The following is an 11,184-nucleotide window of genomic DNA, read 5'->3' as shown; positions in this document are numbered from 1 at the left end:
CCCATGGTCCGCGGCCGTCGCCTTTCCTTTTAACGGTTTGCCAGGCTCAGGACAATCTGCACCGCAGTGCCGCCGCCTTCGCGGGGCTGCCACTGGATGGTGCCGCCAAGTTCGCTGGTGACCAGCGTCCGGACAATCTGTAGCCCGAGGCCTTCCACGTGCGGCGTCTCCGGCAGGCCAACGCCGTCGTCCGCCACGGTAACAGTGAGCAGTTCTTCGTCGTCGTCGCCTGCCGAGCGGTCGGCAAGCAGCCATACCGTGCCGGTGCGTCCCTCCAGCCCGTGCTCGACCGCGTTGGTGACAAGTTCGTTAATCACCAGCGCCAGCGGCGTCGCGAAGTCGCTGGGAAGCTCACCAAACAACCCGGACCGCTGTGTCCGCACCTGCTGGGACGGTGACGCCACTTCTGCGGAAAGGCGGAACTGGCGTCCGATGAGTTCATCAAAGTCGACGCTTTGGGTCAGCCCCTGCGAGAGCGTCTCGTGCACGAGGGCAATCGTTGCAACGCGCCGCATGGCCTGTTCCAGCCCCTGCTTTGCCTCGTCACTGACCATTCGACGGGACTGCATGCGCAGCAGTGCAGCAACAGTCTGCAGATTGTTCTTGACCCGGTGGTGGATTTCACGGATGGTGGCATCCTTCGTGACCAGCTCCATCTCGCGGCGTCGCAGTTCGGACACGTCACGGCAGAGGACCAGCGCACCGAACCGCTGCTGCTCGTCGCGGAGCGGGATGGCGCGCAGAGACAGGCTGACGCCACGGGATTCAATCTCGCTGCGCCACGGCATCCGTCCGGTAACAACGAGCGGCAGCGTCTCGTCCACCATCCGGCGGTCCTTCAGCAGACCCGCCGTGACCTCGGCCAGCGAGCGCCCCTCGAGGGATTCGCCGTCGCCGAGGCGCCGGAACGCCGAGACCCCGTTCGGGCTGGCGTACTGGACGATCCCTTCGGCGTCGAGGCGGATCAGGCCGTCGCCCACGCGCGGGGCGCCGCGGCGGGAGCCGGTCGGCGAGGCGAAGTCCGGCCAGAGCCCCAGTGTGCCCATGCGCAGCAGGTCATAGGCACACTGGCGGTAGGTCAGCTCCAGCCTGGACGGCATCCGCGAGCTCGAGAGGTCCATGTGGGAGGTGACCACCGCCAGCGTCCGGCCGTTCCTGACCATCGGCACGGCTTCGACCCGCAGCGCCATGTCGCTGCTCCAGTTCGTCTCACTGGAACGCTCAATGGTGCGGCTCTCCCACGCCTTGTCCACCAGCGGCTGCAGGTCCGACCGGATGCCCTCCCCGACGAAGTCAGCGTGGAACACCGTATGCGTCGTGGAGGGCCGGACGTGCGCCAGGGCAACGTAGCCGTGCTCCGGATGGGGAAACCACAGGGCCAGGTCGGCAAACGCGAGATCGGCCACCATCTGCCAGTCGCCCACCAGGAGGTGCAGCCATTCGGCATCCCCCGGCCCGAAATCAGCGTGCTCCCTGATGGGGTCCGTAAAGATTGCCACTGCACCTCCAGTTTTTCGACGGCGGGACCCTTGTCCTAGCGTCGGACGATTGACCTCAAGAGCCTCAATGCTACCGAGAGCGAGGCCATGTCGTCCGCTTCGAGGGCGTTGACCTCATCGAACATGCTCTTCGCACGGCCCAAATGTTCGGCATTCAGCTGCTCCCAGGCCTTGAGCCTGTCCTCGGCGGGCGACCCTTCGCCGGTCGAGTCCAGGACGGCCGTCGTCATGTCTGAGACGGTCGAGTAAAGGTCATCACGCAGCGCGGCTCGGGCCAGGGCCTGCCAGCGGTCCTTCCGCGGGAGGGAACTGATCCGCTCCAGCAGGGAGTCCGCGTGGAACCGGTTGAACACCGTGTAGTAGACGTTGGCGATGTCCTCCACCGGCTCCTTGCGGTTGTGCGCAATTTTGGCGATGTCCAGCAGGACGAAGCTCTCAAACAACTCGGCCCAGCGGTGGCCAAGGTCCTCGGGCAGGCCCCAGGACCGCGCCTTCTCAAGCCAGGAGGCAACGCGCTCACGGTCGTCACCGCGCAGGTAGTCCAGCAGCCGCGCCCGCATGGGTTCCATCGGCGGCTGGAACTCGGCGACGATGTCGGCGATGGGCCGCGACGCGCTGCCCTGGGCCAGGACCCACCGCACCGCTCGGTCCAGCAGCCGCCGGATATCGAGGTGGACGGTGCTCCAGTGCTCAGTGGGGAACGACGCAGGCAGGTCGTTGAGCTCCGACACCATGACGTCGAGTTCGTAGATTTCCCGCAGCGCCACGAACGCCTTGGCCACCGCCACCTCGCTCGCAGAGGTCTCCTCCATGGTCCGGAAGGCAAAGGTGATGCCGCCCAGGTTGATCATGTCGTTGGCCACGACCGTTGCGATGATTTCCCGGCGCAGCGGATGGGTGTCCAGGTCGGCGTCGAATTTCTCTCGAAGCTGGACCGGGAAGTACTGCCGGAGCGTTTCCCGGAACCAGGGGTCGTCGGCCAGGTCGCTGTCGCGCAGGGCGGTCGCCAGTTCGATCTTGGCGTAGGCGGCCAGCACGGACAGTTCAGGTGACGTAAGCCCCTGCCCCTGTTCCAGCCGTTCGCGCAGGACAGCGGTGGAGGGCAGTGCCTCCAGGTCGCGGTTCAGGTCCGCCGTTTTCTCCAGCCAGTCCATCAGCCGCTCGTAGCTCGGGCTCCATTCGGCGACTTTCTGGCGGTCATTCAGGAGCAGGATGTTCTGGTCGATGTTGTCTTCCAGGACCAGCCGCCCCACTTCGTCGGTCATCGCCGCAAGGAAGTCCGAGCGCTCGGCGGCGTCGAGCTTGCCGGCCGCAACCATCCGGTCCACGAAGATCTTGATGTTGACCTCGTGGTCGGAGCAGTCCACACCGGCGGAGTTGTCGATGGCATCGGTGTTCAGGATGACGCCCTGCAGCGCCGCTTCGATACGGCCCCGCTGCGTCATGCCGAGGTTTCCGCCCTCGCCCACAACCTTGACGCGAAGGTCGCGGCCGTCCACCCGGATCGCATCGTTGGACTTGTCGCCCACCATGGCGTGCGTCTCGGAACTGGCCTTCACGTAGGTTCCGATGCCGCCGTTGTAAAGCAGGTCGGCGGGCGCGAGCAGGATGGCGCGCAGGAGTTCGGGCGGGCTGAGCTGGGTCGTGGCCTCCGGCAGGCCAAGGGCAGACCGGACCTGCGGCGACACCGGGATCGATTTCGCCTGCCGCGGGTACACCCCGCCGCCTTCGCTGATCAGGTTCCTGTCATAGTCGTCCCAGGACGACCGGGGCAGCCCGAACAGCCGCTGCCGCTCCGTGTAGGAGGTTGCCTCGTCCGGGTTCGGGTCGAGGAAGATGTGCCTGTGGTCGAACGCCGCGAGCAGCCGGATGTGCTGGGACAGGAGCATTCCGTTGCCGAAGACGTCCCCGGACATGTCACCGACGCCAACGACCGTGAAAGGCTCGGACTGGGTATCCAGGTCCAGCTCGCTGAAGTGCCGCTTAACCGACTCCCAGGCACCGCGGGCGGTGATGCCCATGGCCTTGTGGTCATATCCCACCGAACCGCCGGAGGCGAAGGCGTCGCCCAGCCAGAATCCGTAGTCCGCTGCCAGTCCGTTTGCAATGTCAGAGAAGGATGCCGTGCCCTTGTCCGCTGCGACCACGAGGTAAGAGTCGTCGCCGTCGTGCCGTACAACGTTCGACGGCGGGACAAGCCGTTCGCCGTCTGCTCCCGTCACGAGGTTGTCGGTGACATCCAGCAGTCCGCGGATGAACGTCTTGTAGCTTTCGACGCCCTCCGCCATCCAGGCCGACCTGTCCTTGGCGGGATCCGGCAGCCGCTTGGCGAAGAACCCGCCTTTTGCGCCCGTCGGAACGATCACGGCATTTTTGACCGTCTGAGCCTTGACCAGACCCAGGATTTCCGTGCGGAAGTCTTCCCGCCGGTCCGACCAGCGGAGGCCGCCGCGGGCCACCTTGCCGAAGCGCAGGTGAACGCCCTCGACCCGGGGAGCGTAAACCCAGATTTCGAACATGGGCCGCGGGAAGGGCAGCCCTTCGATGGCTGAGGGGTCGAGCTTGAAGCTCAGGTGCGGCTTGTCCTGGTAGAAGTTGGTGCGCAGCGTTGCTTCGATGAGGTTGGTGAACGTCCGCACCACGCGGTCGGCGTCGAGCGTGGCGACATCGTCGATCGACGACGACAGCTCAGCGCGGACTTTTTCCTGCCGTTCGGTCCGCTCCAGCTCGGTCAGCGCCGGATCGAAGCGTGCCTCAAACAGGGCAGTCAGCCCGCGGGTGACCTCCGGGTTGGCCAGCAGGGTGTCGGCCATGAACTCAAACGAGTTGGTGTTCCCCATTTGCCGCATGTACTTCGCGTAGGCCCGCAGCACGATGACCTGCCGCCACGTCATGTCCTCGCGAAGCACCAGCCGGTCAAAACTGTCGGATTCCACGGCACCGGAAACGGCCGCGCCGAAGGAGTCCGCCAGCAGCCGGCCCGTGGACACCGGGTCCACCCCGGCGGGGTACTTCAGCCCGAGGTCGTAGAGGAAGAAGTCCCGGCGGTCGGCGGTCTCGATCTCGAACGGCCGCTCGTCCAGCACCTCCAGCCCCAGGTTGTGGAAATACGGCAGGATCTGGCTCAGGCTCTTCGGCTCCAGCATGTAGAGCTTGACCCTGGCGTCCTCCTCGAGGGTGGCGCCGGCCCCCTCGGGAAGATAAACGTGGACACCCGGCCGTTCCTGCCTGGCGCCCGCAACACGCTCGGCTTCGGCCCCGTACTGTTCAAACCGGGCGATGTCCTCGAGGGCGTCTTCGATTTCGTAGTCGACGCGGTAGCTGGCCGGGAAAGCCTCGGCCCAGATGGCCGCGAGTTCGTTGGCACCGTCGTCGGCGCTGCGCTCGCGGAGTACCTCGGCGATCCCTTCACTCCAGGACCGGGCGGCACGGACCAGCCGCTGTTCCAGCGCGTCGGTGTTGACGTGGCTGACATCCGCGCCCTTCGGCAGGCGGATCCGGAAGAACAGCCGGGCGAGGGCCGATTCGGTCATCCTCGCCTCATAGTCGATGGACTCGGCGCGGAAGGTCTCGCGGAGTTCCTGCTCGATCCTCAGCCGGACGTTCGTGGTGTACCGGTCGCGAGGAAGGTAGACCACGGCCGACATGAACCGTCCGTAGATGTCCGGGCGAAGGAAGAGCCGGGTCCGGCGCCGTTCCTGCAGCCGCTGGATTCCCGTTGCCGTCGCGGCCAGGTCGGGAATTTCGATTTGGAAGAGCTCGTCACGGGGGTAAGTCTCCAGGATGCCGAGCAGGTCCTTGCCGGAATGCGAGTCCGGCGGAAAACCGGCGCCGCGCAGCACGGACTCGACCTTTTCCCGGACAATCGGGATATTGCGTACGGAGTCGGTGTAGGCGCTGGTGGCAAACAGTCCGATGAAGCGCTGCTCACCGTTGACGTTGCCGGCAGCGTCGAAGCTTTTCACGCCGATGTAGTCCAGGTACGCGGGCCGGTGCACTGTTGAGCGGGAATTTGCCTTGGTGATGACCAGGGCACGCTTTTCGCGGGCCTTGCGCCTGCCCGCGTCGGTGAGGTGCTGCACCTGATGGGTATCGTGGTGTGCCCGCAGCAGGCCCAGGCCGCTGTCCTCGCGCAGTTCCAGGACATCCTCGCCTTCTTCGTTGACCAGGTCGTATTCCCGGTAACCGAGGAAGGTGAAGTTGCCCTCGTCCAGCCAGCGAAGCAGATCCTGGGCCTGGCGCAGCTCTGCGATCTGCGTCGGATGGGCCACCTTGTCCAGATCCAGGGCGATCTGCAGTGCCTTGTTGCGCATTTTCGGCCAGTCTTCGACGGCGGCCCGAACGTCTCCGAGGACCCGCTCCAGTCCTTCCTGCAGCTGCTCGGCGGCTTCGTTACTGGCGCGGCCGATCTCGACGGCAATCCAGGACTCCATGTGGGACGCGTTGTCGCCCTGGGCAATCAGGTGGGACAGGACGGGCAGCGCCGCGGTGTCGCCGCTGGAGATGCCGATGCTGGACGGGACCCTGTCCACCTTGACGAGCTCGTTGGTTTCGCGGTTGCGCGTGACCACGAACATGGGGTGCTGCACAAGGTGGATGGCCGAATTCTGACGTACCAGTTCGGCGTTGACTGAATCCACGAGGAAAGGCATGTCGTCCGTGACGATGTAAACAACGCTGCGGTCGCCCTCAGGAACGATGGAGATGTTGGCGCTGCCCGGACGGCGTTCAAAACCGACGGCGCGGTGGGTCTCAGCCCGGGCCGCCAGCAGCTCGTGCGGATAAGCGCGCGCGTCCTCCTCCGCCAGATGCTCGTAGTAGTCCGCAAAGAAGCCTTCCTCGGCTCCGATTGAACGGGACTGATCCTCCACGCTGGACCCAGACGACATCGACACACGCCTCCATCAGACAGTTTGCGGCTGCTTCCTTGCAGCCCTCACCGTGAGCCTAGCCCGTCAGCCTGCGCCTTGCTGTGGAGGAGAACACAGAGGATCGGCGTTTTTGCTGGACAGGTGCACAAACCAATTCCGCGATCGCCGCCCGAAGCCGGGATTCCGGGGCCGACTCCAGCAATAACGAGCCGGACAGCAGCGCCGCGTCCGCTGCGCCCGGGTCCCACGGAAGGAAGGCCTTAATGCCCGCCGACGGGCCGAACCGGTCCCACGCCTCGCGGAGCTGGCGTTCCGGCGAACGGCCCACGGCCGAGGCCCGCACCTTGTTGAGCACCACCTCGGGGTTGACTCCCGGCAGCGAACCCTCGAGTTCCGCCAGCCCCCTGACAAGGCGGGGCACACCGACGGGATCCGCCGATCCGACGGCGATCACAGTATCGGCCAGTTCAAGGCTCCTGAGGGTTGCGGCGTTGCGCCGCGGTGCCATGGTGTCGAAGCTCAGCTCCTCGTCCGCCTCAAGGCAAAAGCCGGCGTCGACCACGGTGACGTCCGCCATTTCCCGCGCCCTGTCCAAAACAAGGGCCAGCGCGGCCGCGCGCAGCTCGGTCCAGCGGTCAGCCCGGGTTATGCCGGTCAGTACCCGGAAATTTCCTGCCGTGGCGATAACTGGAACGGCGACGCGAAGCAATGCTTCCCGGCCCAGGAGGCCCTGGTCGGCCAGCCGGCAGGCCTGTGCCAGACCAGCTGCCTCGTCGAGGAGCCCGAGGACGCCGGCGACGCTGGCCCCGTAGCTGTCGGCATCGACCAGCAGGACTGACTTGCCTTGGGCAGCCAGCTCCCCTGCAATGTTGACGGCAACCAGGGTTCTGCCGGGGGCCCCGGCCGGCCCCCACACGGCCAGGACCCTGCCGGTTCCGGCCAGAGTCTGCTCCGGTTCGGCGTCGACAGCCTCCGGGCTCAGGGCCGCGCCGGCGTCGGCGAAGCCTGTGGTGTAAGCGGGACCGGCGCCGGGGTTCAGCCCTGCCAGCCCCAGGCCTGCGTGCCGGCTGACGGCGTCGGCAATACTTTCCGCGAGTACCGTGGATTCAACGGTCGAGGGCGCCGCCGTGACCCCGATGCCGCGAAGCCTCAACCGCTCCTCGGGGCTGTCGGTCAGGGCGATGACTGCTACGCCCACGGCGGCGAGCCTGTCCACCAGCGATGCAGTCAGGTCCGCACTTCCCTCGGCAACAACGGCAGCCCGCGCCAGCCCGCTCTGGCAGGCGGCCAGCAGCTCCGCGAGCTCTGCGCACCGCCGGACCACCGTGACTGGACCGTGCAGCCGCTCGAGTCCACCAACCAGGTCTTCCTGGGACTCACCGACGGTGACAACCGGGATGCTCACTTGGCGGCCCCGCCGGGATTCCAGACCACGGAGATTTTGGCCTCGTTTGCCTGTGCGCCAAGGAGCGAGGCCATCTGCCCGTCCCCCACCAGGACCATCAGGACGGTGGATTTCGAGGCGCCAAGAGCGGTGGATCCTTCTGAGACCTCCGCGATTTCCGCGCCGGGAAGCAGCAGCTTCGGCTCGGCAAAGCCGTCCCGGGCGTCAGGCATGGAGACCCAGACGTCCACCCGGGTTCCCGCCACCGCCTGTTCAGGCAAGGCCTCCTGAACCGTGACGGCCACCGGCTTTCGGTCCAGGGCGTCGACACTGCCCAGGCTTTCACGGGGCACCAATTGGTTCTTGGCGATCCTTTGGACGGCCACCTGGCCGTCGGGAATACCTGACTCGGCCGTGACATAGTGCGGTTCGATGTCGCCCAGGCGCACCTTGACCCGGCTGATGTTTTCAGGCGTGAGTTTCTGGCCGACGGCGATTGGCTCACGGGCGGCAAACACCTCTGTGGTTCGGTCCGCGCTGCCGACGAGAGCTACGACTCCGACGACAGAGGCGAGGACCAGGAGCACACCCACCAGAAGCCTCGGGTCTTTCCAGGAAGGCTTCTTCAGCCGGGCTCCGGTGGCCGCCGTGCTTGCACTCATGCGTACTGCTCCCCCTTGACGCCTGGGCGCTTCACCCGCGCCGGTCATGATCATTGTTACGGCATGACTGCTCGATCGGAAAGGTATTCAGGCAAACAACATCAAACTGTGGATAACGGCATCATCCACGCCCAACGGTGGCACAATTGGACTATGCCCCGATTCCTTACGCTTGCAGATGTAGCCGAACAGCTTCAGATCAATGCGCCGGCAGCGTATGCCCTCGTCCGCAGCGGCGAACTGAAGGCAATCCAGGTGGGTGGCCGCGGCCAGTGGCGTGTCGAGGAAAAGATGCTTGAGCAGTACATCGAAGAGCGTTATGCCGAGGCAAGCCGCATGATCCAAGAGGCCAAGTCCAAGTCCGTTTGAGCACGGGAGGACCCGGCGGGACGGTGGATTCCCCGCCATCAGCCGTCAGAGGTCGCCGCCGCGCCTTGAGCGGAGCGCACCCAGCGCCTGAAACGGGACCGTCGCCACATCGGAAACCCGGCCAGCCCTGCGCGCTTCGCCGGGCAATGTCATGGCGAGGTCAAAAAAATCCCGTCCCACCCTGTCGATCACGCCGGAGAACTGCATGTCCGTTGACCGCCCTAACAGCAGGACGGTGAGTTCAGCCCTGTCCCGCGCCAGCACCCGCAGCGCGCTGGCAAGGCCGAGTTTCCGGCGCACCGGGGATGCCTCGCCCACGGCGAACCGCCCCAGTCCGGTGTAGCGGCCCACGGCGGCATACGGTATCAGCAGTTGATGCGCCGCCTCGTCAAGGACCAGGCTTTCGGACCCGGCATGACTGAGGGTGCCGGCAAAGACCGGTCCCGAACTCAAATGGATGCCAACGTGGCAGCCCAAGGACCCACGCAGCCTGTCATCGAGCGCGACGGCGGCCGTTTCCGCTCGGGAGCGCTCGGCAATCTCGGACTCCAGGCCCAGCACCCCGGCCTCGGCGAGCTGCAGCTCAAGATCCTGGAAAAGTGCATTCCATCGCATGGCGACAGCGTAGGCGCGCCCTCGGGGGCGGTCAATTAATCCACAAACTTTTCTATCTCCCTAGACAACCCAGACACACTGCTGCAAACTGTCTCGAACAGGACCAAACACATCAAAGTTGGTCAAACTGCATCAAATGGGCTGATTGGGGGAAAGTCATGGGGGAAGAGGTACGGCGCCCGGTCAGGGCAGAAGCCGCCCTTGCCTTTGTCATCCTGGGGCTCGGAGTCTTTCTGGCTCTCACCGGAGCCGGAATCGTCGATCACTGGATGAGGTCCGCTGCACGTCAGCAGGCTTTGCTCTTCGACGACCTGCTTGGCCTGCTGGCCCTCGCCGCGGGGCTGACCGTCATTGCCTGGTGGCTGCTGTCCCTGGCCACCGCCTTCGCATCGGCACTCCTGGAACGGACCGGGCATCACGCTGCCGCCCGCGCCACGGGGCGGTTCAGCCCTGTTTTCATGCGCCGGCTGGCGCTGGCCGCGGTTGGCATCCAGCTCCTCGGCGCGCCGCTGGCCCAGGCGGATGAGTTGCCGGCCGCAGCCCTTTCCGCGAGCAACGGAACGTCCCTCTCTGCAGCGTGGGCGCCCCTGGCCGAGCGGCCAGACCTGCCCGCCAGCAATTCCGCGGACTCCAGCGGCACCGAAAGACCCGGCGGCACCGAAGGAACCGGGGTCACCGAAGGAACCGTCGCAGGAGGCAGCGAACACCAGCCGCAGTGGAAGCCGCGCGTCCCGGTGGCGCAACCCGGCCTCGTCAGCCCATTGCCCGCCCGGGCCACGGCTGAGCCAGCCACGGCCCGCCGGGAAGTACCCGTCCGGGCCGGGGAATCACTGTGGACCATCGCCGCACGCGAGCTGGGGCCCGGCGCCTCCGAGGTGGAAGTAGCGGCCCGCTGGCCGCTCTGGTATCAGGCCAACCGGAACGTCATCGGAGCCGATCCCAACGTCCTTCTCCCGGGCCAGCTCCTCAGCCCGCCGCCACCGCCGTAAGGAGCGCCAGCAGGTTTCCTTCCCCGCCACCGACCCGCGGCCGCGCCCTTCCTGCGGCCTTCCCAAGCCAGCCTCTACCGAAGGACCGATCATGACTGCAGTAACCCCACTACGGCGCGCAGGAAACGCTGTTCTTGAGCCCGTCCCGGCAGAGCCGGCTCGCGCGGGAGCGGCTCCCATCCGCCCTGAGCCAACCCGGCCCCGGGAAACCGGGCGAACACAAACCGGCCCGGTGCCAGCCCGGCTGGCGCTTGCACCCGCCCCTGACGACGAGGCGAGAGAGATCTGCGCCATCACCAGGGCCACAGTCCAGGCCGCTATTGAAGTCCTCGCAGGAACACGGCCCATCCACCAGCTGGCACGGCGGCTGGACCAGCGCTGCCTCACCGTCCTCCAGCACCGGGCGGCCCTCACCCGGCGGGTGGCTGCCCGGTCTCCCCGGAAAATGGGGCTGCTCCACCGCAACGCGTCAGTCCGCTCGGTCCGCGCGTGCGGGGTGACGCCTGACGTTTACGAAGCCAGCGCGGTGGTGATTGATGAACTGCGGGTCCGGGCAGTGGCCGTCCGGCTGGAACGCAGCAAGAACATCTGGCGTGTGACAGCCCTGGAGATTGGCTGACTCGAAAACAGGAAGGGACCGGAAGCCTGAGCTCCGGTCCCTTCCTGTCTTTATCCGCTGGCTAGCGCTTTTTCTTCTTGCCGTCGCGCCGGTCCTGCGCTGCGGCCTTGGCCGGGTTGCCCGAACGGCCCGCCGCCGAGCCTTCGACACGAGTCTCGGCTCCGCCAGTCTCGGTG

8 protein-coding genes are annotated in these 11,184 nt (G+C 66.2%); 3 read left to right on the top strand and 5 right to left on the bottom strand.

The window, feature by feature from the left end:
* Positions 1 to 29: 29 nt before the first annotated feature.
* Genes ACFQ50_RS23665 through ACFQ50_RS23650 form a run of 4 tightly spaced genes read right to left on the bottom strand, consistent with a single transcriptional unit; the run spans position 30 to position 8,416 of the window.
* The gene (locus tag ACFQ50_RS23665; RefSeq protein ID WP_111905820.1) at positions 30 to 1,499 is read right to left on the bottom strand and encodes a sensor histidine kinase; all 1,470 of its coding nucleotides are present in this window, start codon (positions 1,497 to 1,499) and stop codon (positions 30 to 32) included.
* 35 nt (positions 1,500 to 1,534) lie between these two features.
* Positions 1,535 to 6,388, bottom strand: a complete 4,854-nt coding sequence (locus ACFQ50_RS23660; RefSeq protein WP_377998048.1) for an NAD-glutamate dehydrogenase — start codon at positions 6,386 to 6,388, stop codon at positions 1,535 to 1,537.
* A gap of 58 nt (positions 6,389 to 6,446) precedes the next feature.
* Positions 6,447 to 7,775 carry a CpaE family protein gene (locus ACFQ50_RS23655; protein WP_377998047.1) on the bottom strand — a complete coding sequence of 443 codons (1,329 nt, stop codon included), beginning with the start codon at positions 7,773 to 7,775 and terminating at the stop codon, positions 6,447 to 6,449.
* Positions 7,772 to 8,416, bottom strand: a complete 645-nt coding sequence (locus ACFQ50_RS23650) for a hypothetical protein (protein ID WP_377998046.1) — start codon at positions 8,414 to 8,416, stop codon at positions 7,772 to 7,774. Before ACFQ50_RS23650 ends, ACFQ50_RS23655 begins: the two co-directional genes overlap by 4 nt.
* Before the next feature lie 153 nt (positions 8,417 to 8,569).
* Here ACFQ50_RS23650 and ACFQ50_RS23645 point away from each other — a divergent pair, with 153 nt between their 5' ends.
* A complete protein-coding gene (locus ACFQ50_RS23645) occupies positions 8,570 to 8,785 on the top strand; it encodes a helix-turn-helix domain-containing protein (protein ID WP_043419585.1) in 216 nt (71 codons plus the stop codon).
* Between the two features lie 45 nt (positions 8,786 to 8,830).
* On the opposite strand, the gene ACFQ50_RS23640 is transcribed toward ACFQ50_RS23645, so the two are convergent.
* Positions 8,831 to 9,400 carry a hypothetical protein gene (locus ACFQ50_RS23640; protein WP_377998045.1) on the bottom strand — a complete coding sequence of 190 codons (570 nt, stop codon included), beginning with the start codon at positions 9,398 to 9,400 and terminating at the stop codon, positions 8,831 to 8,833.
* Between the two features lie 158 nt (positions 9,401 to 9,558).
* Here ACFQ50_RS23640 and ACFQ50_RS23635 point away from each other — a divergent pair, with 158 nt between their 5' ends.
* Together ACFQ50_RS23635 and ACFQ50_RS23630 are read left to right on the top strand one after the other, a co-directional pair.
* The gene (locus tag ACFQ50_RS23635) at positions 9,559 to 10,389 is read left to right on the top strand and encodes a LysM peptidoglycan-binding domain-containing protein (protein ID WP_377998044.1); all 831 of its coding nucleotides are present in this window, start codon (positions 9,559 to 9,561) and stop codon (positions 10,387 to 10,389) included.
* 232 nt (positions 10,390 to 10,621) lie between these two features.
* A complete protein-coding gene (locus tag ACFQ50_RS23630; RefSeq protein ID WP_377998043.1) occupies positions 10,622 to 11,008 on the top strand; it encodes an Rv3235 family protein in 387 nt (128 codons plus the stop codon).
* Positions 11,009 to 11,184 lie beyond the last annotated feature (176 nt).

It is taken from the genome of Arthrobacter sp. NPDC056493, assembly GCF_042795115.1.
Taxonomy (GTDB): Bacteria; Actinomycetota; Actinomycetes; order Actinomycetales; family Micrococcaceae; genus Arthrobacter.
The sequence above is the reverse complement of the archived record's forward strand: the minus strand, read 5'-3'. Positions and strand labels throughout refer to the sequence as shown.

Excerpts from the sequence above, each read along its gene's own strand:
- ACFQ50_RS23650 (WP_377998046.1), bottom strand. The coding sequence starts at position 8,416 with ATGAGTGCAAGCACGGCGGCCACCGGAGCCCGGCTGAAGAAGCCTTCC.
- ACFQ50_RS23645 (WP_043419585.1), top strand. The coding sequence starts at position 8,570 with ATGCCCCGATTCCTTACGCTTGCAGATGTAGCCGAACAGCTTCAGATC.
- ACFQ50_RS23660 (WP_377998048.1), bottom strand. The coding sequence starts at position 6,388 with ATGTCGTCTGGGTCCAGCGTGGAGGATCAGTCCCGTTCAATCGGAGCC.
- ACFQ50_RS23640 (WP_377998045.1), bottom strand. The coding sequence starts at position 9,400 with ATGCGATGGAATGCACTTTTCCAGGATCTTGAGCTGCAGCTCGCCGAG.
- ACFQ50_RS23635 (WP_377998044.1), top strand. The coding sequence starts at position 9,559 with ATGGGGGAAGAGGTACGGCGCCCGGTCAGGGCAGAAGCCGCCCTTGCC.